The sequence below is a fragment of the Pseudomonas sp. FP603 genome (assembly GCF_030687415.1).
Classification (GTDB): Bacteria; Pseudomonadota; Gammaproteobacteria; order Pseudomonadales; family Pseudomonadaceae; genus Aquipseudomonas; species Aquipseudomonas wuhanensis.
Genome location: NZ_CP117431.1, coordinates 2,319,195 through 2,343,235, shown reverse-complemented (window position 1 = coordinate 2,343,235; position 24,041 = coordinate 2,319,195). Strand labels below are relative to the sequence as shown.

The 24,041-nt window shown below is 57.9% G+C and carries 27 protein-coding genes; 17 read left to right on the top strand and 10 right to left on the bottom strand.

All coding sequences use genetic code 11. The annotated features are described in order from the left end of the window. Positions 1-107: 107 nt before the first annotated feature. The 8 genes from PSH65_RS10845 (at position 108) to PSH65_RS10810 (ending at position 6,516) form a co-directional block, all read left to right on the top strand. Positions 108-1,901: a copper resistance system multicopper oxidase gene (locus PSH65_RS10845; RefSeq protein ID WP_305426202.1), complete on the top strand. Its 1,794-nt coding sequence runs from the start codon at positions 108-110 to the stop codon at positions 1,899-1,901. 10 nt (positions 1,902-1,911) lie between these two features. Further along, the gene (locus PSH65_RS10840) at positions 1,912-2,799 is read left to right on the top strand and encodes a copper resistance protein B (RefSeq protein WP_305426201.1); all 888 of its coding nucleotides are present in this window, start codon (positions 1,912-1,914) and stop codon (positions 2,797-2,799) included. A gap of 55 nt (positions 2,800-2,854) precedes the next feature. Next, positions 2,855-3,238: a copper homeostasis periplasmic binding protein CopC gene (gene copC, locus PSH65_RS10835; RefSeq protein WP_305426200.1), complete on the top strand. Its 384-nt coding sequence runs from the start codon at positions 2,855-2,857 to the stop codon at positions 3,236-3,238. A gap of 3 nt (positions 3,239-3,241) precedes the next feature. Beyond that, positions 3,242-4,165, top strand: a complete 924-nt coding sequence (copD, locus tag PSH65_RS10830) for a copper homeostasis membrane protein CopD (RefSeq protein ID WP_305426199.1) — start codon at positions 3,242-3,244, stop codon at positions 4,163-4,165. Between the two features lie 153 nt (positions 4,166-4,318). Next, a complete protein-coding gene (locus PSH65_RS10825) occupies positions 4,319-4,660 on the top strand; it encodes a hypothetical protein (protein WP_305426198.1) in 342 nt (113 codons plus the stop codon). A 227-nt stretch (positions 4,661-4,887) separates the two neighbouring features. Continuing rightward, entirely contained in the window at positions 4,888-5,286 is a 399-nt protein-coding gene (locus tag PSH65_RS10820; protein ID WP_305426970.1) for a hypothetical protein, read from the top strand. 94 nt (positions 5,287-5,380) lie between these two features. Beyond that, complete coding sequence (locus PSH65_RS10815) at positions 5,381-5,584, top strand: DUF2933 domain-containing protein (RefSeq protein WP_305426197.1); 204 nt, start codon at positions 5,381-5,383, stop codon at positions 5,582-5,584. Between the two features lie 140 nt (positions 5,585-5,724). Next, a complete protein-coding gene (locus tag PSH65_RS10810; RefSeq protein WP_305426196.1) occupies positions 5,725-6,516 on the top strand; it encodes a transporter substrate-binding domain-containing protein in 792 nt (263 codons plus the stop codon). An 89-nt stretch (positions 6,517-6,605) separates the two neighbouring features. On the opposite strand, the gene PSH65_RS10805 is transcribed toward PSH65_RS10810, so the two are convergent. Both PSH65_RS10805 and PSH65_RS10800 read right to left on the bottom strand, forming a co-directional pair. Further along, complete coding sequence (locus PSH65_RS10805; protein ID WP_305426195.1) at positions 6,606-7,061, bottom strand: type VI secretion system amidase immunity protein Tai4; 456 nt, start codon at positions 7,059-7,061, stop codon at positions 6,606-6,608. Beyond that, a complete protein-coding gene (locus PSH65_RS10800) occupies positions 7,061-7,561 on the bottom strand; it encodes a type VI secretion system amidase effector protein Tae4 (protein ID WP_305426194.1) in 501 nt (166 codons plus the stop codon). The genes PSH65_RS10805 and PSH65_RS10800 overlap by 1 nt, the downstream gene beginning before the upstream one ends. Before the next feature lie 553 nt (positions 7,562-8,114). Here PSH65_RS10800 and PSH65_RS10795 point away from each other — a divergent pair. The 4 genes from PSH65_RS10795 to tal all read left to right on the top strand — a co-directional run bounded on the left by PSH65_RS10795 (position 8,115) and on the right by tal (position 12,382). Further along, positions 8,115-8,573, top strand: a complete 459-nt coding sequence (locus PSH65_RS10795) for a hemerythrin domain-containing protein (RefSeq protein ID WP_305426193.1) — start codon at positions 8,115-8,117, stop codon at positions 8,571-8,573. A 327-nt stretch (positions 8,574-8,900) separates the two neighbouring features. Beyond that, positions 8,901-9,896 (top strand): tRNA dihydrouridine(20/20a) synthase DusA, encoded by a 996-nt coding sequence (gene dusA / locus PSH65_RS10790; protein ID WP_305426192.1) that lies wholly within the window; start codon positions 8,901-8,903, stop codon positions 9,894-9,896. Positions 9,897-9,973: 77 nt separating this feature from the next. Then, positions 9,974-11,233 (top strand): IS256 family transposase, encoded by a 1,260-nt coding sequence (locus tag PSH65_RS10785; RefSeq protein WP_305422598.1) that lies wholly within the window; start codon positions 9,974-9,976, stop codon positions 11,231-11,233. A 222-nt stretch (positions 11,234-11,455) separates the two neighbouring features. Then, positions 11,456-12,382 (top strand): transaldolase, encoded by a 927-nt coding sequence (gene tal, locus PSH65_RS10780; RefSeq protein WP_305426191.1) that lies wholly within the window; start codon positions 11,456-11,458, stop codon positions 12,380-12,382. A 239-nt stretch (positions 12,383-12,621) separates the two neighbouring features. Here the strand turns inward: tal and rssC are convergent, their stop codons facing one another. Beyond that, positions 12,622-13,104, bottom strand: coding sequence for an anti-sigma factor antagonist RssC (gene rssC, locus PSH65_RS10775; protein ID WP_007897104.1), 483 nt, complete (start codon positions 13,102-13,104; stop codon positions 12,622-12,624). Beyond that, complete coding sequence (gene rssB, locus PSH65_RS10770) at positions 13,104-14,285, bottom strand: two-component system response regulator RssB (protein ID WP_008076016.1); 1,182 nt, start codon at positions 14,283-14,285, stop codon at positions 13,104-13,106. Before rssB ends, rssC begins: the two co-directional genes overlap by 1 nt. 277 nt (positions 14,286-14,562) lie before the next feature. On the opposite strand from rssB, the gene PSH65_RS10765 reads away from it, so the two are divergent. Beyond that, on the top strand, positions 14,563-14,862 hold the full coding sequence (locus tag PSH65_RS10765) for a PilZ domain-containing protein (RefSeq protein WP_305426190.1): 300 nt from the start codon (positions 14,563-14,565) through the stop codon (positions 14,860-14,862). Positions 14,863-14,923: 61 nt separating this feature from the next. Here PSH65_RS10765 and PSH65_RS10760 read toward each other — a convergent pair whose 3' ends face one another. After that, positions 14,924-15,613, bottom strand: a complete 690-nt coding sequence (locus PSH65_RS10760; RefSeq protein ID WP_305426189.1) for a VacJ family lipoprotein — start codon at positions 15,611-15,613, stop codon at positions 14,924-14,926. A 201-nt stretch (positions 15,614-15,814) separates the two neighbouring features. Here PSH65_RS10760 and PSH65_RS10755 point away from each other — a divergent pair, with 201 nt between their 5' ends. Beyond that, positions 15,815-16,435, top strand: coding sequence for an HAD family phosphatase (locus tag PSH65_RS10755; protein ID WP_305426188.1), 621 nt, complete (start codon positions 15,815-15,817; stop codon positions 16,433-16,435). Positions 16,436-16,560: 125 nt separating this feature from the next. Next, entirely contained in the window at positions 16,561-16,824 is a 264-nt protein-coding gene (locus PSH65_RS10750; RefSeq protein ID WP_305426187.1) for a DUF4404 family protein, read from the top strand. Between the two features lie 172 nt (positions 16,825-16,996). Here PSH65_RS10750 and queF read toward each other — a convergent pair whose 3' ends face one another. Beyond that, entirely contained in the window at positions 16,997-17,827 is an 831-nt protein-coding gene (gene queF, locus PSH65_RS10745; protein WP_305426186.1) for an NADPH-dependent 7-cyano-7-deazaguanine reductase QueF, read from the bottom strand. A gap of 61 nt (positions 17,828-17,888) precedes the next feature. Beyond that, positions 17,889-18,425: a cupredoxin family protein gene (locus PSH65_RS10740; RefSeq protein ID WP_305426185.1), complete on the bottom strand. Its 537-nt coding sequence runs from the start codon at positions 18,423-18,425 to the stop codon at positions 17,889-17,891. 153 nt (positions 18,426-18,578) lie between these two features. Here PSH65_RS10740 and PSH65_RS10735 point away from each other — a divergent pair, with 153 nt between their 5' ends. Both PSH65_RS10735 and PSH65_RS10730 read left to right on the top strand, forming a co-directional pair. Then, positions 18,579-19,259 (top strand): heavy metal response regulator transcription factor, encoded by a 681-nt coding sequence (locus tag PSH65_RS10735; protein ID WP_305426184.1) that lies wholly within the window; start codon positions 18,579-18,581, stop codon positions 19,257-19,259. Next, the gene (locus tag PSH65_RS10730; protein WP_305426183.1) at positions 19,259-20,608 is read left to right on the top strand and encodes a heavy metal sensor histidine kinase; all 1,350 of its coding nucleotides are present in this window, start codon (positions 19,259-19,261) and stop codon (positions 20,606-20,608) included. The genes PSH65_RS10735 and PSH65_RS10730 overlap by 1 nt, the downstream gene beginning before the upstream one ends. 112 nt (positions 20,609-20,720) lie before the next feature. On the opposite strand, the gene PSH65_RS10725 is transcribed toward PSH65_RS10730, so the two are convergent. From PSH65_RS10725 to PSH65_RS10715, 3 genes are all read right to left on the bottom strand, one after another. Continuing rightward, complete coding sequence (locus PSH65_RS10725; protein WP_305426182.1) at positions 20,721-21,965, bottom strand: lipoprotein-releasing ABC transporter permease subunit; 1,245 nt, start codon at positions 21,963-21,965, stop codon at positions 20,721-20,723. Positions 21,966-22,030: 65 nt separating this feature from the next. Further along, the gene (gene lolD / locus PSH65_RS10720) at positions 22,031-22,714 is read right to left on the bottom strand and encodes a lipoprotein-releasing ABC transporter ATP-binding protein LolD (protein WP_020700644.1); all 684 of its coding nucleotides are present in this window, start codon (positions 22,712-22,714) and stop codon (positions 22,031-22,033) included. A 7-nt stretch (positions 22,715-22,721) separates the two neighbouring features. After that, positions 22,722-23,972: a lipoprotein-releasing ABC transporter permease subunit gene (locus PSH65_RS10715; protein ID WP_305426181.1), complete on the bottom strand. Its 1,251-nt coding sequence runs from the start codon at positions 23,970-23,972 to the stop codon at positions 22,722-22,724. Positions 23,973-24,041 lie beyond the last annotated feature (69 nt).

Genomic DNA, 24,041 nt, shown 5'->3' with positions numbered 1-24,041 from the left:
AGCCTGCTGAAAGGCGCAAACCGTTAGCCTCCACCTCATTAAGTTCTCCTCCTTCCGCTCAGGATGGACTTGAGGGCTTCATCAGGCTGACGGATGGGAAAAACGGCATGCATTCCAACACCTCAAGACGCACTTTCGTGAAGGGCCTCACCGCTGGCGGGGTTCTTGCTGGCCTCGGGCTGTGGCGCACGCCGGTCTGGGCGGTCACCAGCCCCGGTGAACCGAACGTGCTGGCCGGTACCGACTTCGATCTGTTTATCGGCGAAACTCCGGTCAACATCACCGGCAACCCTCGCACGGCGATGACCATCAACGGCGGCATTCCCGGCCCTCTGCTGCGCTGGCGTGAAGGCGACACCGTCACGCTGCGGGTGAAGAACAAACTCAAGGACAGCACCTCCATTCACTGGCACGGCATTTTGCTGCCGGCCAACATGGACGGCGTGCCGGGCCTGAGCTTTCACGGCATCGAACCGGACGGGATGTACGTTTACCAGTTCAAGGTCCGGCAGAACGGCACTTACTGGTATCACAGCCATTCGGGGCTTCAGGAACAGTCCGGGGTGTATGGCCCGTTGGTGATCGACGCCAAGGAACCGGAACCTTTCCAGTACGACCGCGACTACGTGGTGATGCTCACCGACTGGACCGACGAAAACGCGGCCAGCCTGATGAAGACGCTGAAAAAGCAGTCCGATTACTACAACTACCACAAGCGCACCGTGGGCGACTTCATCCACGACGTCAGCGAAAAAGGCTGGGGCTCGACAGTCGCAGATCGCAAGATGTGGGCCGAGATGAAGATGAACCCCACCGATCTGGCCGACGTCAGCGGTGCCACTTACACCTACTTGATGAACGGCCAGGCGCCGAACATGAACTGGACTGGCGTATTCCGCCCCGGCGAAAAACTGCGACTGCGGTTTATCAACGGCTCCGCCATGACCTACTTCGACGTGCGTATCCCGGGTTTGAAAATGACCGTGGTCGCGGCGGATGGCCTGCACGTCAAACCGGTGAGCGTCGACGAGTTCCGCATCGCGGTGGCGGAGACGTTCGATGTAATCGTCGAGCCGACCCAGGACGCCTACACCCTGTTCGCCCAGTCGATGGATCGAACGGGTTATGCGCGAGGCACCCTGGCGGCGAAGGCCGGGTTGTCGGCACCGGTTCCTCCGCTGGATCCGCGACCGCTGGTGACCATGGATGACATGGGCATGGGCGGGATGGATCACGGCAGCATGGGTGGCGACATGGCGGGGATGGATCACAGTGCAATGCAAGGCATGACGGGCATGGACGGCGGTGACATGCAGGGCATGGACACCATGGCCGGCATGGATCACAGCAGCATGGCCATGGGCGCCATGGCCGGTATGCAATCCCATCCCGACACGGAAAAAGACAACCCGCTGGTGGACATGCAAGCCATGACCACCTCGCCGAAACTCGACGACCCGGGCCTTGGCTTGCGCGACAACGGCCGTCGCGTACTGACTTACTCCGACCTGCGCAGCACCTTCGAAGACCCGGACGGCCGCGAGCCCGGTCGCACCATCGAGTTGCACCTCACCGGCCACATGGAGAAATTCGCCTGGTCGTTCAACGGCGTGAAATTCTCCGATGCCGAACCGCTGCGACTCAAGTACGGTGAGCGAATCCGGGTCGTCCTGGTCAACGACACGATGATGACTCACCCCATTCATTTGCACGGTATGTGGAGCGACCTCGAAGACGAGAACGGCCAGTTCATGGTGCGCAAACACACTATCGACATGCCACCGGGATCAAAGCGCAGCTATCGGGTCACCGCCGATGCGCTCGGCCGCTGGGCCTACCACTGCCATCTCCTGTATCACATGGAAATGGGCATGTTCCGTGAAGTTCGCGTGGAAGAATGAGGCGCTACCCATGACCAGACTCACTCCGATCTCTTTGGCCCTCGTTACCGTGGGCCTGACGCTTTCTTCGGCCATGGCCGCCACCGATAACATGCAGGGCATGGACCATAGCCAGATGCCGGGCATGGATCACAGCCAGATGCAAAGCGAGGATTACGGGCAAATGCAGCCCGCCGCACCGATCCAAAGCCGCACGCCGATCCCGGCATTGACCGACGCCGACCGCGCCGCCGTTTTCGTCAGCCCCGCCGGCCACAACGTGCATGACACCGCGCTCAACTATTACTTCCTCGCCGACAAACTCGAGTGGCAGGACGCCGACGACGGCAGCGCATTGGCGTGGGATCTGTCCGGCTGGATCGGCGGCGACATTGATCGCCTGTGGCTGCGCTCCGAAGGCGAACGCGTCAATGGCAAAACCGAAGACGCCGAAGTCCAGGCCCTCTGGGGCCACGCCATCTCCCCCTGGTGGGACGTAGTGACCGGCGTGCGCCAGGATTTCAAACCCGGCGATCCGCAAACCTGGGCCGCGTTCGGCGTGCAAGGCATGGCGCTGTACAACTTCGAAGCCGAGGCCACCGCCTTCATCGGCGAAGGTGGCCAGACCGCTGCGCGGCTGGAGGGCGACTACGACATCCTGCTCACCAACCGGCTGATTCTGCAACCGACTGCCGAGCTCAACGTCTACGGCAAAAACGACCCGCAACGGGGCATCGGCTCCGGGTTGTCGAACACCGAAGCCGGCCTGCGGTTGCGCTATGAAATTCGCCGGGAATTCGCGCCCTACATCGGCGTGACCTGGAACCGCACCTACGGCAAAACCGCCGATTACGCCAGGGACGAAGGCGAGGACCGCAGCGAAGCCCGCCTGGTCGTCGGCGTTCGGCTGTGGTTCTAAACGCGTCAACTCAAAAACCTAAAAATCAACCGCTTAAAGCGGTAAGAGGCCTTGCATGCGCACCATCAAAACCACCGCTGTCGCTATCGCACTTTCCACCGGGCTGCTCATGAGCGCACTGGCTCAAGCCCACCCGAAACTGCTCTCCTCCACCCCGGCCGAAGGTGCGAACGGTGCAGCACCGAGCAACATCGAACTGCACTTCTCCGAAAACCTCGTGACCCAATTCTCCGGCGCCAAACTGGTCATGACTGCCATGCCCGGCATGGCCCACTCCCCCATGCCCATGAAAGCCAAAGTCTCCGGCGGCAGCGACCCGAAAACCATGGTCATCACCCCGCTCTCGCCCCTGCCCACCGGCAGCTACAAAGTCGAATGGCGCGCCGTGTCTTCAGACACTCACCCGATCACCGGCAACGTTACGTTCAAAGTGAAGTGATTGATGAGCGACTCGGTCAGCATTGCCCTGCGGTTTGCGTTGTATGTGGATTTGATGCTGTTGTTCGGGGTGGCGCTTTTTGGGCTGTACAGCCTTAAAGGGCAGGAACGGGTGTCTGGGGCGGTGCTGCCATTCCGGTCGATGTTGGCGGGGACGGCAGTGCTGGGCGCGGTGTTGTCTGTCGCCAGTATGGTGATGATGGCGAGTGCCATGAGCGGTGAAACGGACTTCGCCGAGCTGCGTCCACACATCGAAATGATGGTATTTGAAATGGATGTCGGATTGGCCTGGGTGGTTCGCATCGCAGTGCTGGTCGTCGCTATTTTGGCGGTAATGCTCCGTGCACCTGGTTTCAGTTTATGGATCGCGGCTTTTGCCGGTGGTGTTGCCCTCTCCAGCCTGGCCTGGAGCGGGCATGGGGCGATGGATGAAGGCAATCTTCGCATTTGGCACTTCACGGTGGACATTCTGCACTTGCTGGCGGCAGGGGTTTGGCTTGGCGCGTTGCTGGCGTTTGTGTTGATGGCCAAGATCAACGCCCTGCAAACCGAAGCTCGCATCAGGTTGCTGGCCCGCGCGGTTAGTCGGTTTGAGGCGATTGGCGCGGCCATCGTCGTGGTCATCACGGTGACGGGGGTCGTGAATTATCTATTCATCGTTGGGCCGAAGCTGGACGAGGTGTTTCTCAGCACTTACGGGATTCTGCTGTTTACCAAAGTGGTGCTGTTTGCCGGCATGCTGGTGCTCGCCGCGTTGAACCGGTTTCACCTTGGGCCGTTTCTGGAGCGGTCGTTGCGGGATGGGCAATACACGGTCGCCGCCAATGCGTTGCGGCGCAGCGTGGTGGTGGAATTGGCGGCGGCGGTGGTGATTGTGGGGTTGGTGGCTTGGCTCGGAACGCTGAGCCCGGAAATGGATGCCCAGTAAGGAAATGAAAGCATCCGATGACCGGCCAGAGCAGTCAGTGGACAGCGTGAGGGTCCTTTACTAGCGTCTAACCACACCAGATTTCAAGCCAGAGGGTTCAACACCCAAGCGCCAAGGTGAAAAAGCGGCGCAATTATCGAAAGGAGATCGAAAATGGCTAGCGTAATGAAAGTGGTGGATGTCGACTTAAAAATACTTAAATCAAACCCACCGCAGCTACACATATCGGCAATTGGCTTGGTGAATTCTGGTGGATGGACAAACCCGAGACTGGAGCCACGGGTTTATATCCAGTTCCCGCCAGACGGCATTCAAGACTTCGATTTTGTTGCTGATCCGCCCCAGGGGGCTGCTCTACAGGTCATCCTTCCCATCGACGCATCAAAACTATGGAAAGAGCCGCCACTCGATAAACTCAAGGGAGTAAGAGTCCACTCTGCCAGCAACTCGATTGAAGCGCATCTTAAGAGTTCGAAGTCCGTGGCTTGTGGATGAATAACTAATGTGGAGCGATACGTGTTGGGCCTTGCCTGGCACGTATCACCCATTGGAATGTCACCTTGGCAGCGCAATAAACCTCCGTGAGCGTCGTTTGATATGGATCAACAACGCCCTCCAACCATGGAGTAAGTTCAAGATCATTCCCACTAACGGGAACACAACATACCCTGGTTCGCAGCCATCCGACGCTGCCGATCCGCGTTATCACTGTGGAGATCGCCATGCACATCTACGTCAAATCCCTCCTGCTCGCTTTGATCATGAGCAGCCCATTGCTGACGCTGGCCGCCGCCCCCACCGAAACGACGCCTGCCGCACCCACCAATGACGCAACCCAGACCATGCCCATGCAAGACAAGGCCATGAGCGAACAGATGAAGAAAATGCAGGCAGCTCACGACAAAATGGTTGCCGCCAAAACTCCGGTCGAACGCCAGGCGGCGATGCAAGAAGCCATGACTACGATGAAAAACAGCCTCGGCATGATGCACAACAATTGCAGAGGTATGGGGATGGGCATGTCCGGTGGCAAGGGCGGCTCGGATACAGCGATGATGGACATGATGATGAAAATGATGGATCAGCAATCCAGGATGATGAAGATGCCGATGGGCCAATAAGCATTGCGCCATAACACCCATTGCTGACGGTTAGCATTGGCCGGCATGGCCGGACGAAACCCCGGAACATTTTCGTCGGAACGGAGCGCATCACATGAACCACTCAAACCCCTCGGCCCCTCCAGCCCCCTCGTTCTGGCGCAGCAAACCCGGCATCGCGCTGGGTATGCTGCTGGCGATCGGGCTGTTCTACCTGGCCCGTGAGCATTACGGCCATATTTACCCGCTTCTGCCCTATCTGATTCTATTGCTGTGCCCGTTGATGCACCTGTTCGGGCATCATCACGGCAGACACTGACCCATGCATCGCCATCTCGATCATCAAGCACATTGAACCAGGGCCGGGGAGCATCGCATTCAGCGTGGATGACAGCCAAGAAGCGGTTTCACTACACTGATCCAGCCGTGCCCCCACTCCATCACAAAAGCCCGATAACAATGAAAACCATAAAAAGCACAATGCTGCTCTGTGGCCTGCTCGCGTTAGCCAGCGGCGTTCAGGCAGAGCAAAGCCCTTCCCATCTGGACACCGTCCTGCAACAAGGCCAACTTCGCGTTTGCACCACAGGCGACTACAAACCCTATACCGTCAAAGGTGAAGACGGCGAATACTCGGGCATCGACATCGCCATGGCCCGCTCGCTGGCCGACAGCCTGGGCGTGAAGGTCGAGTGGGTCCAGACCACCTGGAAAACCCTGATGCCCGACATGCTCGCGGGCAAATGCGACATCGGCGTCGGCGGCATCTCCGTCACGCTGGAACGCCAGAAAAAAGCCTTCTTCAGCACCACCCTGGATATCGACGGCAAAATCCCGCTGGTGCGCTGCGAAGATCAAGCGAAATACCAGACCATCGAACAAATCAACCAGCCTTCGGTTCGCCTGGTCGAACCAGCCGGCGGCACCAACGAAGCCTTCGTCCACGCCTTCCTGCCCAAGGCGCAGTTGAAGCTACACGACAACGTGACCATTTTTCAGGAACTGCTGGATAAGAAGGCTGATGTGATGATTACCGATGCTTCGGAGGCGCTGTATCAGCAGAAACTCAAACCGGGTTTGTGTGCAGTTAACCCGACGCAATTTATGCAGTATGGGGAGAAGGCTTATCTGTTGCCGCGTGATGATATTAGCTGGAAGTTGTATGTCGATCAGTGGCTGCATCTGGCCAAGGTGACGGGGAATTACCAGAAAATTTTGGGTCAGTGGATAGCGGTGCCGGAGGCGAAATAGCCCGCGTTGGTTCAGCTGCCATCATCGTTACCGCACGGGATGGCAGACACCGTCAAAAATCACCGACACGTGTCAATCGCGGTGCAGGGTCAATCCTTTTGGGGTCGTGGCGGGTTGTCCTGACGATAGGTATGCTGGGGATTGATGACCAATTGTTTGACTTGGCTGTCCAACTCTTTGCTGTGATACAGGTCCAGGCATTTGAGCAGCTCAAAGCGAACGCCTTGACGCTCTGATTCGACCAGTGGATTGTGATAATCACGAGCCAGAAACCGGTCAACCAGAGGTTTACCGGCTTGAGGTGCTTGTTCCAGATCGAAATAGGTCCAGTCCATAAGCGCACTGGCACTGCTTCCGGCGTCCTGGGCGGCTTCAGGTTCGCTCTTGTAGGCTGTAGCGATGCAGTCTGCCAGCACCATATCCTTGTAATTTTGCGCGTAGGTACGCCCGCCTGCCTGGGGAGAGTTGGTCGGATCATCCTTGGACCAACTGTTGGAAGGCGCGGCTACCCAAGCCAGTACCAAGACCGCAGTCAAATACTTCATCAAGACAAACTCCAGAAGTTTGCGCGGTCGGTTTGATAGTTCATACCCGGCTCATTGAAATAGCAGTGGTCATAGCACATTCTGCCGTCAAACAATGTGGCATGCCCCTGAGCGTCCGACCAGCCAGAAACTTCAAACAAAATAAGACCCTTCCGGCCCGCCAGGGTGCCACCATCTGCGGCCGGGTATTTGACCGTCTCGGCGCTTCCCCATTGCTGTTCCAGATAGGCAATCAGGCTTTTGACGCGATAAAAGTACCAGCGCTTGTCAGCGCCAGACACGGTTTCGCCAACTATTCGCGGTATGAGTGAGCCGGAGTAATTGAGGATATAACTCATACGCACCGCGCACGTGTTGACCCATCTTAAGGCCGGATCACGGCTGTTAATGTTCATTGCAACATTGCCGCCAATGACTGTCGCGACTTTTTCAGATGGATTGATGGTGTCGTAAATCCGTTGAGAAGCCGCCCACGCGCTAGAAAATGAGGGTCGAATCATGTTTCATCCTTGAGTTCAGGAAGCAGAAAATCTGCAGCAGTTTAATCCTTCATGCTTGAGGTGACATAGACCTAAACGATGGGGGTCATGAAGGTGTGTTGCCCGGAAGGATCCAGAAGATGAAGCAAATGGGCGAGCTCTTCAGGTCGCCCATCTTCATTGCGGCGACTACACCTGCGCCTGCCAACGCAGCCCCATCACATCCAGCAAATCGCAGCGACCTTGACTTGAAACCGGCTAGTGGATGCCCCGTTTTCTGATCATCCAGGTATGAATCGCGTCGATTTTGGGCGCTGCTTTTCCTTCCGTTTTCGCTGGCGGCTATCCGGCAGATCAAATAGTGCATATAAACATAAACTTGATATTTCAATTTTTTCCAAGGGCGGTAAATTTCCTGAGGTGAGAGGTTTATGCTCGCCTATACTAAAAGGGTTAAATAGTGCTGACGAGCGCATTTGACAAGGTATTCAAATTTAAAAGTGTAGGTATTCTTGGGCGGTTACTGATTAAAATATTTTTCTGTAATGGCTTGGTGTCATGACGAGGATTTGATATGAACGTCTTATTGAAAGAACTTCAGGCCTATCATCATGAAGTGGCTATGAAAATTACTCAGATCAAAGAGTTGCTGAGGAAAATGAGACATGAATCCGATGTGGCTGATGACTGCAAGCTGTTGTTCAAGATGCTGGAAGCCTTGCACGGTGACGCAGAGCGCCACCACCATGAAAATGAAGAACTTATTCGGTTGGCCTTGCTAGCGACTGAGGCGCCGATCCACCAACGGGTCAAGGATATCGAGCGAGATCATCAGGCATTTGGGCGTATTGCTGGACAACTGAAGATGTTGGAGGACACAACTCAGGAAACGAGAGTAATTGCTGACACTATCGATGACTTCATCAAAAAATATTACGATCATATGGATGCTGAGGAAAATATTTTCTTTCCAGCAGCAGATAAATGGCTATCAGACGACCAATGGCAGGAAATCAAGCATCAATGGCATTAATTGGAAGTCACCGTTCACTTTCAAAAGTTAACTACTACTTAGTACCGACCTCACTAAGTAACTGCGCGAACACCAAATATTAACTCACTGGGTGTCCGTATATCGACGATTCCTCGTTACAAGCCCCTTCGCTTTGGCGCGTTGTCTAGTTCTAAAATAGATTTACACCTGTTTCATCCAAACGCCCGATACATCCCATCAATCTCGCTGAAGCCCTCCCATTTCGTTGTTCATTTGTGCTGTCCCCCGCAGCGACTCACCTGAGCCCCGCAAGCCCAATCCTGATAAACTCCCCACCTCCCAGCCTCACCCATTCCAGAAACGTCAATGCCCCCAATCACTGCCACACCCGCCCCGCACTCCCGCCGCTTCTCCGTCGCCCCCATGATGGATTGGACCGACCGCCACTGCCGCTTTTTCCTGCGCCTGCTCTCCAAGCACGCCCTCCTCTACACCGAAATGGTCACCACCGGCGCGCTGCTCAATGGCGATCACGACCGTTTCCTGCGTCACAACGAAGCCGAACACCCGCTAGCCCTGCAGCTCGGCGGCAGTGTCCCGCTTGACCTGGCCGCCTGCGCCCGCATGGCTCAGGACCACGGTTACGACGAGGTAAACCTGAACGTCGGCTGCCCAAGCGATCGGGTGCAGAACAATATGATCGGGGCGTGCCTGATGGGGCATCCACAGTTGGTGGCTGATTGCGTGAAGGCGATGCGCGATGCGGTGTCGATTCCGGTGACGGTGAAGCATCGGATCGGGATTAATGGGCGGGACAGTTACGAGCAGTTGTGTGATTTCGTCGGCACGGTTCGGGACGCCGGGTGCACGAGTTTTACGGTGCATGCGCGGATTGCGATTCTGGAGGGGTTGTCGCCGAAGGAGAACCGTGACATTCCGCCTCTGCGCTATGACGTGGCAGCGCGGTTGAAGACGGATTTTCCGGAGCTGGAGATTATTCTCAACGGGGGGATCAAGACGCTGGAGGCTTGTCACGAGCATTTGCTGACGTTTGACGGCGTGATGCTGGGCCGTGAGGCGTATCACAATCCTTATGTGATGGCTGAAGTGGATCAGCAGCTGTTCGGCAGCAAGGCACCGGTCATCAGCCGGGCCGAGGCGCTGGCGCAGTTGCGGCCTTATATCGCCGAGCATCTGCTGGCGGGCGGGGCGATGCATCACATCACTCGGCATGTGCTGGGGCTGGGCACCGGGTTTGCGGGGGCGCGGAAGTTTCGGCAGTTGTTGTCGGTGGATATTCATAAGGCTAAAGAGCCTTTGGCATTGCTGGATCAGGCGGCGGAATTGTTGGAGGGGCGTTAACGGTCATCTGCGTTGAACCTGTCCCGGGACTGTCAGAAATTTTGTGTTCGGGCATAACATGTTGAAAAGGAGCATGTATGCCGACCAAAAAGAAACCGGCCTCGGAGGCCAAAACCCAGCTTCCTTCGATTCCGAAGGAGCTGATCGATCAGTTCGTTAAAGGCCCAATGAGCGCCGAGGCGATTCAGGACGCATCCATGGCGTTCAAAAAGGCGCTTATCGAGCGAGCCCTTGGCGCGGAGCTGGGTCACCACCTTGGCTACCCTCAGGGCGCGGAGCGCCCTGAGGAGTCGAGTAACCAGCGCAACGGCAAAAGCAGCAAGACCGTGCTGACCGATGATGGCCCGCTGCGTCTGGACATTCCTCGGGATCGCGATGGCAGCTTCGCGCCAATGCTGATCCCCAAGCATGAGCGTCGGTTCACGGGCTTCGACGACAAAATCATTGCCATGTACGCCCGTGGCATGACCGTCCGAGAGATCCGGGCATTCCTTTCGGAGCAGTACGGGACCGATGTTTCCCATGATTTCATCAGCTCGGTCACTGACGCAGTGTTGGAGGAAGTGACTGCCTGGCAACAACGCCCGCTTGAGCCGATGTATCCGGTGATTTTCTTCGATGCGCTGCGGGTCAAAATCCGTGAGGAAGGACTGGTTCGCAACAAGGCCATCTACCTGGCTCTGGGCGTGCTGCCGGACGGCACCCGAGACATTTTGGGCATCTGGATTGAGACCACTGAGGGGGCCAAGTTCTGGATGAAGGTCTTCAACGACCTCAAGACCCGTGGCGTTGAGGATGTATTGATCGCGGTAACTGACGGCCTTAAAGGCATGCCAGAAGCCTTGAGTGCGGTGTTTCCGACGACGACCTTGCAGACCTGCATCGTGCACCTGATCCGTAACAGTCTTGATTACGCCTCCTGGGACAAGCGCCGCGAGTTGGCCAAAGCCCTCAAGCCGGTTTATCAGGCGCTTAACGTTGAAGCTGCCGAGCAAGCTCTGGACGCATTTGAAACGGGGCCTTGGGGCAAACAATACCCAACAGTCGTAGCCGCTTGGAGACGTGCCTGGGATCGAGTCATCCCGTTTTTTGTCTTCCCGCCTGCCATCCGAAAAGTGATCTACACCACTAACGCCATCGAGAGCATCAATGCTCAGTTGCGCAAGATCATCAAGACAAGAGGCCACTTCCCGACTGATGATGCAGCGACGAAGCTGATCTGGCTGGCACTGCAAAACATCACGGCCAATTGGGGCAGCGCAGCGCACGACTGGAAGAGCGCAATGAATCAGTTTGCGATTCTTTATGGCGATCGATTTACCAGGTCAAACTGGTGAAATGAGGGCTTGCCTTATGGCAGGCCGTTACCGGCCCGCACACAAAAAATCTGACACTCCCCCTGTCCCCCATTTCAGCATCGTATCTACCGATACCACGCCCCGCCTTTCAAACATCCGTTTTCAGGTTGTTGCCGCTGGGGCCATCGATACACGTACGCGCCCTTGAGTGGCTGCAAGCGCTCGGGTAATGTCATTAGACCCATAGGACAGAGCACGCCCATGACTTCCAAGCTGGAACAACTCAAACAAATGACCACCGTGGTTGCCGACACCGGCGACTTCGAAGCAATCGCTCGCGTTAAACCCGTGGACGCTACCACCAACCCTTCCCTGCTGCTCAAAGCGGCGGCCATTCCCGGTTATGCCGAGTTGCTGAACGCTTGCGTTCACGACTGCAAGGGCGATGTGGGCCTGGCCAGCGACCGTTTTGGCGTTGCGGTAGGGCAAGAGATTCTGAAGGTTGTACCGGGTCGTATTTCCACCGAGGTGGATGCGCGCCTGTCGTTCGACACTGACGCCGTATTGAAGCGTGCGCACCGTCTGATCGACCTGTACGACAAGGCCGGCGTTGGCCGTGACCGTGTGCTGATCAAGATCGCTTCGACCTGGGAAGGCATTCGCGCTGCCGAGAAGCTGGAAAAGGAAGGCATCCAGACCAACCTGACCTTGTTGTTCTCTTTCGCTCAGGCTGCGGCCTGTGCTGACGCTGGGGTTTTCCTGATTTCGCCGTTCGTGGGCCGCATCTACGACTGGTACAAGAAGGCCACCGGCAACGACTACACCGGCGCGGATGATCCGGGCGTGCAGTCGGTGACGCGTATCTACAATTACTACAAGGCCAATGACTACAAGACTGTGGTCATGGGTGCGAGCTTCCGTAACCTGAATCAGATTGAGCAACTGGCTGGGTGTGATCGCCTGACCATCAGCCCGGATCTGCTGGAGAAGCTGGCTACGGATACTGGCAAGCTGGAGCGCAAATTGGCGCCGGGGCATGCCGGTGAAGCGCGTCTTAGCTTGAATGAAGCGCAGTTCCGCTGGTTGTCCAACGAAGATGCGATGGCGACTGAAAAGCTGGCTGAGGGGATTCGTCAGTTTGCTCGGGATCAGGAGAAGCTTGAGGCGTTGTTGCAGGCCAAGCTGTGATCTAGTTCGAAGCTGTGCAAAAAGGGCGAACCTTGAAGAGTTCGCCCTTTTTTTGCGTTGAATTTGGGCATTGGATGGCTGCGCGCGGAGGGATGTGGCGTTTGTGATGACGCCATCGTGGGCAAGCCCGGCTCCCACAGGGGTTCTGTGGTGGGTCGCGATAGTGTTTACGACTGAGGCTTATGTGGGAGCTGGCTTGCCTGCGATGGGGCCCATAAGACCCACATCACTTCTGGGAATCAGTGCCGCTCCAGCGCATTCACCAGGTCATGGAACGCCTCACGGTTGGAGTCGTTCAGGCCCATGAGAATTTTGTGCGCTTCGAGGACTTTGACGCGTACCACTTCTTCGGACTGGTCCTGGTCTGGCAGGTCGGTCAGGCATTCTGGGCATGGGATCGGGCGGTCAACGATGTTGAACACTTGCTCGAAGCCCATGGATTGCAGCAGACGGGTGATGTCTTCGTGGGTGGTGACGACGGTCGGCAGCAGGCCGACCTTTTGCCGCGACAGGATCGACAGTTTGGCCAACAGGCCCAAGGTGGTGCTGTCGATACTGCGGGTTTCGGTCAGGTCGATCACGATGGCGTTGAAATTCAACGCGGTGAAGATCCGCTCAATAGTCGCATCCAACGCCGAACACAGGGTCAGGCGAACTTCACCGACGAACTTCAGGACGAAGGTGCCATCCTGCTCGGCGAACTGGATTCTACCGGTACTCATTAAAGATTCCTGCTCAACACCAACAGGGCGATATCATCCGGCATCTCCCCTAGCGTGGCCAATCCAAAAACCTGCCGCAGACCATCCAGGCTGCCGCCCGCTGCCTTCACTCGTTGAGGCAAAGCAGCTTCTTTATCTTTGAGTGTGGGTTCTGGCAAAAGGTCCAAAATGCCATCAGACATCAGCGTCAAACTGAACACTGGCGGCAATTCCAGTACGTGATCTTCGTAGGTGGCTTCATTGAAGAGGCCCACCGGCAGACCGCGCCCTTCCAGGTAACGAACACTGTCTGGCGTGTACAACACAGGCAACGGCAGATGACCGCCGATGCTATAGGTCAACAAACCTGTCTCCTCGTCGATGACTCCACCGACCATTGTGACGTGTTTACCCAGCTTACAACTGATCAGGCCCCGGTTGATATGACCAAGGACCTCTGAAGGCTTGAATTCCGGCAACGTGCCGTTGCGTTTGGATTCGAACAGCAAGCGCGTGGTCATGAACTTCAGCAACACGGTAACGAAGGCTGAAGAGGCGCCATGACCGGAAACGTCTGCCAGGTAGAACGCTACCCGACGCTCGTCGACCCGGAAGTAGTCGACGAAATCGCCCGACAGGTACAGCGACGGGATTATCTGGTGCGCGAACTGGAACTCGTTGATGCTCCAGGGGCTGACCGGCAGCATGTTCATCTGCACCTGGCGACCGGCGTTCTGGTCTTCCTGGAGCAGGTTCAGGCTGGCTTCGAGCTCTCGGTTGGCCTTTTCCAGCTTCTCGCGGTAGCGCTGGTTTTCCAGCAGCAGGCGCGCACGATCCAGGGCCCGGCGCACGGAGTGCTCGAGCACGGCCAGATCTTCGAGAGGCTTGATCAGGTAGTCCGCCGCGCCCAGACGCAGGGCCTCGACCGCGTCGTTCATCACGCCGGCGCCCGACACCACGATTACCGGGGTTTGCGGCGACAGCTCGGTGACCTGGCGAATGAGTTCGAGTCCGCCCATCTGCGGCATGCGCAGATCGCAGATGACCAAATCGGGCTTGTCTTGCTCGAATACCTGAAGTCCCTGCTGGCCATTGCTGGCCTGCAGGACACTGAAACCACTGTCTTCCAAGTAGGCCGCGAGGCTCGCGCGCACTACTTCGTCATCATCGATTATCAGCAGCGTGGCACTGGTTTTTGGCATGTGGGCAAACGGCGCCAGAATTAGGTTGGCGTAGCAGGCTGGGCATTTGGCCCTGCTCACACTACTGGATTCGCTTTCTAGCCTCTCTGGCCGCACCGTTTTCGAGCGTTTGCCCTACTCACAGGTCCACCAAAGGTGCCCTTCTAAGGCGCAGACGGTACTCCCATCCGCGAGGCGTTTCAAGCTCACGCCGATGGTCGCTTGACGTCTTTACTTGTCAAATCACCGAGAGTTATAAGAACAGGCAAAACCGTAACCCAAAGGAAGGATCGAGCCCATGAGCCAAACTGATCGGGACTACAGCGAAAAGCGCGATTTCATCCGCATGCGGGTCGATGCCGATGTGTCGCTGATTCATGAGGGCGACGAGGTGCCAGCCGTCTGCATCGACCTTTCCAGCAGCGGTATGCAGGTTGAGGCGCCCCGCTTGTTCAAGGTCGGTGACCGGCTTAGCGTGCGAATTGATTCCGATCACACGGCGCTAAAAGGCCTTGAGGCCGATACCGAGGTGGTGTGGGTGAAAGCACAGGACGGTGGCAGTCAGAAACTCGGGCTTACAATCCTGAAGATGAAATAACCCGCTAGCCAAACGAAAGAAGGCGGCCAAATGGCCGCCTTCTTCGTTTTACCGGTCGAGATTAAAAATCGTCTTCGACCTGGCCGTCCTTGACCTTGAATTCGCGGTTTTGCAGGTACGCATTGCGAATAAAGGTGTATTTGTCGCCGCTGACCAGCTTCTCGGCCGACAGCAGGTTGGCGCGGGTGTCTACGATGTTCAGGCCGAAGATCGAATTACGCACCGGCACGTCGTGGATGTAGCGGTACGGGCCGGTATAGCCGTCGACATACTTGGAAGGCGCATCACGCAAAGTGCTTGGACCCAGCAGCGGCAGCATCAGGTACGGGCCGCTGCCCACGCCCCAGTAACCGAGGGTCTGGCCGAAGTCTTCGTCGTTGCGCTGCAGGCCCATTTGGGTGCCCACGTCGAAGAAGCCCAGCAGGCCGAAGGTGGTGTTGAAAATCAAGCGCGCAGTGTCGACGCCAGCCGCGGCGGGCTTGGCCTGCAACACGTCGTTGGCGAGGTTGGTGACGTCGCCGACGTTGCGGAACATGTTGTGGATGCCGTCTTCCAGGAACTGCGGCGTGACGAACCGGTAGCCCTGAGCTACCGGCTTCAGCGCGTAGGTGTCGACGAAGTCGTTGAACTTGTAGATCGGGCGGTTAATGCTTTCCCAAGGGTCTTCTTCCGTGGCAGCCTGAGCCGCGAACGGAACCAGCAATACACTGGCACACATACAAAGCTGAGCGAGTCGATTGCTCCAGCGCATACAGAAACTCCTTGGATTCATACTGGCATGGGCGCTTGGCCCAAGCACAAAGACCGCTAGTATATGATGGAAAATCCTGTTTAGGCAGCTTCGTGCGCGATGGCCTGCGACCGACTGTGCCTGGCTGGGAGCGATTCACATCAGTGTCACTCAACTGTCACCGTCCACGAATAGCCTTGTTACTATTTCAAGGATGTTGATATGCCACGCGCCGAAACCTCGCCTCTCATCGCGCCCAGCCTGACCGCTGTACTGTTCGGCCTCAGTGGATGTCTGGTGGATTTCGGCGCACGCACTCGCCAACCCGGCACACTGACTGCCGAGCACACCGAAGTCACGCTCGGTGCTCTGGATAGCCTGTCCAGCTTGCAGCGCCAACAGATTCCTTGTGCCTGGCTCGATGAACTGCCCCCCGCCCTCAGCCACTCGCTGGCCGCGGCACTCCCGGCCTGGATCAAACCTTCGCAACACCCGGAAACAATCAATCCATGGCCAGCCCCGAATGCCTGCTGGCAAGCCTTGATGGCGCTGAACGTCGAGCGTCTGGACGGTTGCGTGCTGGTCAGCGGCGAACCACGCTTGCTGCAATCAGGCCTGAATGCCGGGTTGTGGACCATTGGCCTGGCGTCCTGCGGCTCGTTGTGTGGGCTCGCGCCGAGTGAATGGCAGGCCTTGAGCCAAAAGGAACGGGAACACCTGCGTGGCAAGGCCACAATGCAGTTGTTCGGCCTGGGCGTGCATTCGGTGATCGATCATCTGGGCGAGCTCGACACCTGCCTGGCCGATATCAGCCTGCGCCGACTCAAGGGCGAGAAGCCCTGATCGCCGCCTCACACCTATGAAGGCATGCAGGTTGCCCGAGAGTGGATTAATCTGAAGGTCAGCCATAGACCTTTGGCGCGCCGCTGCGGTCTATGCCAGTGCCTATCGATAAAAGGAAGAACGCCATGCCTGCCCGCGAACTGCAAGAACAGCTCAACAAACTGCGCGAGCAATTGGAACAGAATCCACCGCTTTCCGAAGCCGAGCGCGCTGACCTGCACGCGCTGATGCAACAGATCGAACTTGAGCTTGAACTCGAAACAAAAACCCAGGACACCAACCTCGCCGACAATGTGAACCTGGCCGTCGAGCGCTTCGAAGTCGAACATCCCGCCCTTGCCGGCACCTTGCGTAACATCATGCAAGCCTTGGTCAGCATGGGGATCTGAACCCACCATATGCAAAAAAGCCCCGCTATCGATAGCGGGGCTTTTTCGTTTCTGCAGTCCGAAGCACCACGGTTCTATTGTGGCGAGGGGGCTTGCCCCCGTTCGGCTGCGAAGCCGTCGCAAATCATTGGGGGCAAGCCCCTCGCCACAGGTTCCATGCTTGACTTAAGCCTTATTGACGGACCAACCGATGGTTCGGCAGTTGCACTTCTTCCGTGCTGCGATACGGGTTGATGTCCAACCCGCCGCGACGCACATACCGCGCATACACCGTCAGTTTCTCTGGCTTCAGCAACCGTTGCAGGTCGAGGAAAATCCGCTCCACACACTGCTCATGAAAGTCCGAGTGCTGACGAAAGCTCACGATGTATTCCAGCAAACTCGCGTGATCCAGCGCCGCGCCGCGATACTCCACCGCCACGCTGCCCCAATCCGGTTGACTGGTAACCGGGCAGTTGGACTTTAGCAAATGGCTGTGCACGGACTCTTCAATAATGAGTGACTCATCGCAGCGCAGCAGTTCCGGACGCGGATGCTCATAGCTGCTGACGCTAATGTCCAGGTCATCGATGCACACGCCCGGCAATGCCACGACGCCTTCTGCCTCAACCTCTTTCAGGCTGCGAATCCGCACGCCCACCGGTTTGCCGGCAGCAGCCGAGAGGTCTTTCGCCAGCGTCGCTTCAAGGCTCGCGGTATCGGCAAACGCTGTCTGGTTCAGCGAGTTGAGGTACAGCTTGAACGACTTCGATTCGATGATGTTCGGCGAATCCGCCGGAATGCTGAATTCGCCAATCGCCACCACAGGCTTGCCGGATGGCAACAGCCACGACAGTTCGAAGCAGTTCCAGAAGTCCACGCCCTTGTACGGCAGGGTTTCAGCCGTCAGGCCCAGTTCGGCCCATTTCGCGGTACGCGGGATTGGGAACAGCAGGGACGGCGTGTAGGTGGCGATGTATTCGCTGGATTTGCCCAGCGGCGAATGTTCGGCTGCGGGATGCATGGCGGAAACCTGACTGAAGAATCAGCGGATTCTACCAGCCTTTGCTCCCGCCTTTGAGTGCTTACTGACTGACTGTCAATTTGCCGACCATGCCGGCCTGATAGTGGCCGGGGATATTGCAGGCAAATTCCAGGTTGGTGGCCTTGGTGAAGGTCCAGGTCAGCTCGGCGGTTTTGCCCGGTTCCACCAACACACTATTGGGGTCGTCATGCTTCATGCCGTGGTCCATGGTGCCATGATCCATTCCGGCCATGGAACCGTGATCCATGGTCTTCATGCCTGTAGGCATCAACATGCCGCTTTGCTGCATCTGGAGCATTTCCCGCTGATGCCTGGCATGCATCTGTGCATCGCCGAGGTTGAATTCATGCAGCAACTGGCCTTTATTCACCAGTACGAGACGCACGGTTTCCCCGGCCTTGATATCGATGGCCTTGGGGCTGAAGGTCATATCGCCCATCACCACTTCAACGCTGCGGGTAGCCTGTGCGGCCGAGGCTGGTTGACCGAAATCGTAGGTCTGTGCCGGCGAGGCTTCCAGCCCCAGGCTCAGACTCAGCAAACAAGCGGCCAGTACCAGATGCTTTTGCAAAAACATAGTCGCACTCCAATAAGATGAGGTTCAGCTTGTGGGAGACTCTACCAACCAGTTCTGCCAGCCACCTGACAGACGGATTACAACTTTGTCATATTGACCAGCTTCCTTGCCGCCCACGGTATAACGCACCTGTTCCTACTGCCCGAGTCGCCCATGAAACTGCTGATCGTCGAAGACCAACCGAAAACCGGCCATTACCTGCGCCAGGGCCTGACCGAGGCCGGGTTCAATACCGAACTGGTGGCAGATGGCACCACTGGCCAGCAACTGGCCTTGAGTGGCGATTACGCCTTGTTGATTCTCGATGTGATGCTGCCTGGCCGCGATGGCTGGCAGATTTTGCAAGCGGTGCGCGGTGCAGGCCTGGACACGCCGGTATTGTTTCTTACAGCCCGCGACGCGGTGGAGGACAGGGTCCACGGCCTGGAACTGGGCGCCGACGACTATCTGGTCAAACCTTTCGCCTTCTCCGAACTGCTGGCCCGGGTTCGCAGCCTGCTGCGGCGCGGTAGCGCAACACCTCAGGAAACCAGCCTGCAACTGGCCGACTTGCGCCTGGACCTGATCCGCCGCAGGGTCGAGCGCAACGGCCAGCGCATCGACCTGACCGCCAAGGAATTCGCCTTGCTGGAAATGCTCCTGCGGCGCCAAGGCGAAGTGCTGCCCAAGTCACTGATCGCTTCCCAGGTGTGGGACATGAATTTCGACAGCGACACCAACGTCATCGAAGTGGCGATCCGTCGTTTGCGTCTGAAGATAGATGACGACTTCCCGAACAAGTTGATCCACACCGTGCGCGGCATGGGCTACGTCCTTGAAGAGCGCCCTGCCTGATGCGCCGACTTTCATTAAGCAGCCGTCTGGCACTGCTGTTTGCCGCCTGCACTGCGGTGGTGTCGTTGTTTGCCGGGGTGTTGTTCAGCCGCGCCAGCGAGGCGCACTTTATCGAGCTGGACCAACAGTTGCTGGATGGCAAACTGATTGGTTTGCGCCGGGCACTGGATGACATTCAGTCCAGCGATACCGAGGCCAGGCTAGCCGACGAATTGAGCCGACAGGCCGATCTTTCACTGCGCATCGTTGGCAGTGACGGTCAACGGCTGTACGACAGCTCGCCCCGCTTACCCAAAGATTTGCCGCGCAAGCCTGGCCTGTCGACGGTGAGCGACGACGGCACCGATTACCGCGTCCTGAATGCGCCGCTGTTCCTCGACAAACCCGACTCGCCGCAACTGACTTTGCTGCTGGACATCACCCACCACCAACACTTTCTACAACGCATGCAACACCTGATCTGGCTGACGATTGGCCTCTCAGCCCTGGCCACGGCCCTGCTCGGCGCCTGGGCGGCGCGCAGTGGTTTGCGTCCGTTGCGGCGCATGAGTGCGGTCGCCAGCGGCGTGTCGGCGCAATCGCTCAACGCCCGCCTGCCGGAAGCAGACATGCCGCCGGAACTCGCGGAAATGGCCCACAGCTTCAACGCCATGCTCGAACGCCTCGACGACTCTTTTCAGCGGCTCTCGGCCTTCTCCGCCGACATCGCCCATGAACTGCGCACACCGCTGTCGAACCTGCTGACCCACACCCAGGTCACCCTCACCCGCCCACGTCCCATCGAGGATTACCGCGAAGCGCTGCACAGCAACCTCGAAGAACTGCAATGGATGGCGCAACTGGTCAACGACATGTTGTACCTGGCCAAGGCTGACCATGGCTTGCTGATGCCCAAGCGCGAACCGCTGGAACTGGCGGAAGAAGCCGATGTGCTGCTGGAGTTTTTTGCGCCGTTGGCCGAAGACGCTCAGGTGAAGTTGAGTCGTGACGGCAGCGCGCGCATGCAGGGCGACCGCAGCATGTTGCGTCGGGCGCTGTCCAATTTGCTGGACAATGCGTTGCGGTTTACCCCGGTCGGTGGCGAGGTGCGGGTAAGGATTGTCGAGCAGCCGACTGGCTTGAGCTTGAGCGTTGAAAACAGTGGCGAAGGGATTTCTGAAGACTTGGTGCCGCGCTTGTTTGACCGTTTCTACCGGGCAGACCCGGCACGTCGTGAAGGCAGCAGTGAGCATGCAGGGTTGGGGTTGGCGATTACCCAGTCGATCATCCGCGCCCATGGCGGGCAGATTCGTTGCGAATCGGATCAGGGGTGGACGCGGTTTGTGATTGAGTTGCCGAAGGGGGATTGAGGCTAGCAGGGCCGGCCCCATCGCGGCCCACAGTGACCGAGTTGAATCACAATGATGTGAACGACTCGAAACCCTGTGGGAGCGGGCTTGCCCGCGATAGCGATCTACAGGCTTACGAATACCGCAACGCAGTAGCCGGCTCGACCTTCGCCGCCCGCCACGCCGGATACACCGTCGCCAAAAAGCTCATGATGAAACCGGCGGAACAGATCAACAACACATCCGCGCCCTGCAGTTCCGACGGCAAGTTACTGACAAAGTACACATCGGAACTGAAGATGTGCTGCCCGCTCACCCGCTCCATCCAGCCTACCAGTTCGCTGACGTTCAACGCTGCAATCACGCCCAGCACGCCGCCAATCAAGGTACCGACAACCCCGATCACCGTGCCCTGCACCATGAAGATCGCCATGATCTGCCGAGGCGTCGCGCCGATGGTGCGCAGGATCGCGATGTCCGCGCCCTTGTCGTTCACCACCATGATCAGGGTGGCGATGATGTTGAACGCCGCCACCGCGACGATCATCAGCAACAGCAGGCCGATCATGGTTTTTTCCATCTTCATCGCGCTGAACAGACTGCCCTGGGTGTGGGTCCAGTCGTCAGCCTTGTAGGCAGCGCCCAGGCCACTCGCGATGTCGCTCGACACTTGCGGCGCGGCGTACAGATCCTTCACCGCCAAGCGTACGCTCTGCACCTGATTTGGCTGCCAGTGTTGCATCTGTGCGGCATCGGCGAGGTGGATCAGCGCCATCGAGCCATCCAGCTCGGCGCCGACCTTGAACACGCCCACCACGTCCAGCCGCTGCATGCGCGGGGTAATCCCGCCCGGCGCGGTGCTGATTTCCGGCACGATCAGGGTGATCTTGTCGCCGACATTCAAGCGAAAGCGCCGCGCAGTGATCTCACCGATCACCACGCCGAACTCGCCCGGCTTCAAGGCGTCGAGACGCCCCTGAACAATATGTTTGGCAACGATCGACACCTTGCCTTCCAGCGCCGGGTCGACACCGCTGACCTGGATCGGCTGCATCGTGCCCTTGTAGGACAGCATGCCTTCCATCTCGGTGAACGGCACCGCCGCCGTCACTTCAGGATTCTTCATCGCCGCGGCGGCCACCGGCTGCCAATCGTCGATAGGGTTCACGCCGACGATGGTCGCGTGGGGCACCATGCCGAGGATGCGCGAGCTCATTTCGCGCTGGAAGCCGTTCATTACCGACAGCACCACGATCATCGCCAGCACGCCCAGGGCGAGGCCGATCATCGAAGTCATCGAGATGAAGGAAACAAAGCGATTGCGGCGCTTGGCGCGGGTATAGCGCGTGCCGATAAAGATCGATAACGGTCTGAACATTCGCTGGGGCACCGTATAAAAATAAAAGACCCGACGCACTGTTCAGTACGCCGGGTTTCGGTCAATCAGATGGGTGTCAGGTAACCTTCCTGCAAATGCAGGACGCGATCCATCTGGCGGGCCAGGTTCATGTCGTGGGTCACCACCAGGAACGCGGTGCGCATCGAAGTGCTGAGTTCCAGCATCAAATCCTGAATGCCCTGCGCGGTGTGGGAATCGAGGTTACCGGTCGGCTCGTCGAGCATCACCAGGCCTGGCTTGTTCACCAGGGCACGGGCGATGGCCACACGCTGGCGTTCGCCACCGGACAATTCCGCCGGTTTGTGCTCCAGACGATGGCCCAGCCCTACCCGCTCCAGCAACGCCGTCGCACGTTGACGCGCTTCCGGGATCGCAGTTTTACCGATCAGCAACGGCATGCAGACGTTTTCCAGCGCGGTGAACTCAGGCAGTAAGTGGTGGAACTGGTAAACGAAACCCAGCGACCGATTGCGCAGCAGGCCACGCGCCTTTTCGTTCAATGCCGAGAGCTCTTCACCGGCCAGCCAGACGCTGCCCTTGGTCGGCGTATCGAGGCCGCCCAGCAGGTTGAGCAAGGTACTTTTGCCCGAACCCGACGTACCGACGATCGCCACGCGCTCACCTGGGTGCAGCTCCAGTTGCAGACCCGCCAGAACCTCTACCGATTCCGGGCCTTCCACATAGGATTTGCCCAGGTTGCGGCAGCTCAAGATTGCTTTATCACTCATGCCCGACTCACTCATAACGTAGCGCCTCCGCAGGCTGGGTGCGCGCGGCACGCCAGGCTGGATACAGGGTGGCGAGGAAACTCAGGACCAACGCGGCGGCGCAGACCATCAACACGTCCTGGCTCTGCACTTGCGACGGCAGGTAATCGATGAAATACACGTCGGCGTTCAGGAATTTATGGCCGATCAGCCCTTCAAGGGCCGAAATCGCGGCGCTGACGTTCAGCGCGGCGAAGATCCCGACCACGGCGCCGATCAGCGTACCGACCACGCCAATGACCGTACCCTGAACCATGAACGTCGCCATGATCGAACCCGGCGTGGCGCCCAGGGTGCGCAGGATCGCGATGTCGCCCTTCTTATCGTTCACCACCATCACCAGCGTGGAGATGATGTTGAACGCTGCAACGGCGACGATCAGCAGCAACAGCAGGCCGATCATGGCTTTTTCCATGCGGATCGCCTGATACAGATTGCCGTGGGTGCGGGTCCAGTCGCGGGCGTAATACTGATCTTCGCCGAGTTGCTGAGCGATGGTCCACGCCACGCGTGGTGCCTGGAACAGATCGTCGAATTTCAAGCGCAGGCCTTGGACCTGATCCGGCTTCCAGCGGTGCAGCTTCGCCAGATCCTGCAAATTGGTGATGCCCAGATAGCCGTCGATCTCACCCGCACCGACGTGGAAGATGCCGACCACGGTAAAGCGTTTCATGCGCGGGAACATACCGGCGGGGGTCACGGTGACTTCCGGCGCGACAAACGTCAGCTTGTCGCCGACCGCCACGCCGAGCTTGGCTGCGGCCTTGTCGCCGATGACGATGCCGAAACTGCCCGGTGCCAGGTCATCGAGTTTGCCCTGCTGCATGAAGTTATCAATGATCGACACCTGCCGTTCCTGCACAGGGTCGATGGCATTGAGCAGCACTTTGGAAACCTTGCCGTTGTTGGTCAGCAGGCCCTGCATCTGGACGAAGGGCGCAACCGCCGCCACCTGCGGGTTCTGCTTGACCTTGGCGGCCAGGCTTTGCCAGTCGCTGATCGGCTCACCGGACTCGATGGTCGCGTGGGGCACCATGCCCAGCACGCGGGTGCGCATCTCATGATCGAAGCCGTTCATGACCGACAGCACGACGATCATCACGACCACGCCAAGGGCGAGTCCGATCATTGAGGTCAGGGAAATGAACGACACAAAATGATTGCGACGCTTTGCACGGGTATAACGCGTGCCAATAAATACGAAGAGAGGTCTGAACATGTCGGGGCTTGTTCGGAGGGAAAAGGAACGTCCTTGTGGCGGGGGTCGATAACCAGCTTTACACTCAGA

Coding starts and splice junctions, on each gene's coding strand:
- copC (WP_305426200.1), top strand. CDS start 2,855: ATGCGCACCATCAAAACCACCGCTGTCGCTATCGCACTTTCCACCGGG.
- PSH65_RS10825 (WP_305426198.1), top strand. CDS start 4,319: ATGGCTAGCGTAATGAAAGTGGTGGATGTCGACTTAAAAATACTTAAA.
- tal (WP_305426191.1), top strand. CDS start 11,456: ATGACTTCCAAGCTGGAACAACTCAAACAAATGACCACCGTGGTTGCC.
- dusA (WP_305426192.1), top strand. CDS start 8,901: ATGCCCCCAATCACTGCCACACCCGCCCCGCACTCCCGCCGCTTCTCC.
- PSH65_RS10730 (WP_305426183.1), top strand. CDS start 19,259: ATGCGCCGACTTTCATTAAGCAGCCGTCTGGCACTGCTGTTTGCCGCC.
- PSH65_RS10785 (WP_305422598.1), top strand. CDS start 9,974: ATGCCGACCAAAAAGAAACCGGCCTCGGAGGCCAAAACCCAGCTTCCT.
- PSH65_RS10820 (WP_305426970.1), top strand. CDS start 4,888: ATGCACATCTACGTCAAATCCCTCCTGCTCGCTTTGATCATGAGCAGC.
- PSH65_RS10760 (WP_305426189.1), bottom strand. CDS start 15,613: ATGCGCTGGAGCAATCGACTCGCTCAGCTTTGTATGTGTGCCAGTGTA.
- queF (WP_305426186.1), bottom strand. CDS start 17,827: ATGCATCCCGCAGCCGAACATTCGCCGCTGGGCAAATCCAGCGAATAC.
- PSH65_RS10840 (WP_305426201.1), top strand. CDS start 1,912: ATGACCAGACTCACTCCGATCTCTTTGGCCCTCGTTACCGTGGGCCTG.
- PSH65_RS10715 (WP_305426181.1), bottom strand. CDS start 23,972: ATGTTCAGACCTCTCTTCGTATTTATTGGCACGCGTTATACCCGTGCA.
- PSH65_RS10795 (WP_305426193.1), top strand. CDS start 8,115: ATGAACGTCTTATTGAAAGAACTTCAGGCCTATCATCATGAAGTGGCT.
- lolD (WP_020700644.1), bottom strand. CDS start 22,714: ATGAGTGATAAAGCAATCTTGAGCTGCCGCAACCTGGGCAAATCCTAT.
- PSH65_RS10845 (WP_305426202.1), top strand. CDS start 108: ATGCATTCCAACACCTCAAGACGCACTTTCGTGAAGGGCCTCACCGCT.
- PSH65_RS10810 (WP_305426196.1), top strand. CDS start 5,725: ATGAAAACCATAAAAAGCACAATGCTGCTCTGTGGCCTGCTCGCGTTA.
- rssC (WP_007897104.1), bottom strand. CDS start 13,104: ATGAGTACCGGTAGAATCCAGTTCGCCGAGCAGGATGGCACCTTCGTC.
- PSH65_RS10740 (WP_305426185.1), bottom strand. CDS start 18,425: ATGTTTTTGCAAAAGCATCTGGTACTGGCCGCTTGTTTGCTGAGTCTG.
- PSH65_RS10755 (WP_305426188.1), top strand. CDS start 15,815: ATGCCACGCGCCGAAACCTCGCCTCTCATCGCGCCCAGCCTGACCGCT.
- PSH65_RS10750 (WP_305426187.1), top strand. CDS start 16,561: ATGCCTGCCCGCGAACTGCAAGAACAGCTCAACAAACTGCGCGAGCAA.
- PSH65_RS10765 (WP_305426190.1), top strand. CDS start 14,563: ATGAGCCAAACTGATCGGGACTACAGCGAAAAGCGCGATTTCATCCGC.
- PSH65_RS10805 (WP_305426195.1), bottom strand. CDS start 7,061: ATGAAGTATTTGACTGCGGTCTTGGTACTGGCTTGGGTAGCCGCGCCT.
- PSH65_RS10815 (WP_305426197.1), top strand. CDS start 5,381: ATGAACCACTCAAACCCCTCGGCCCCTCCAGCCCCCTCGTTCTGGCGC.
- PSH65_RS10800 (WP_305426194.1), bottom strand. CDS start 7,561: ATGATTCGACCCTCATTTTCTAGCGCGTGGGCGGCTTCTCAACGGATT.
- PSH65_RS10725 (WP_305426182.1), bottom strand. CDS start 21,965: ATGTTCAGACCGTTATCGATCTTTATCGGCACGCGCTATACCCGCGCC.
- PSH65_RS10735 (WP_305426184.1), top strand. CDS start 18,579: ATGAAACTGCTGATCGTCGAAGACCAACCGAAAACCGGCCATTACCTG.
- rssB (WP_008076016.1), bottom strand. CDS start 14,285: ATGCCAAAAACCAGTGCCACGCTGCTGATAATCGATGATGACGAAGTA.
- copD (WP_305426199.1), top strand. CDS start 3,242: ATGAGCGACTCGGTCAGCATTGCCCTGCGGTTTGCGTTGTATGTGGAT.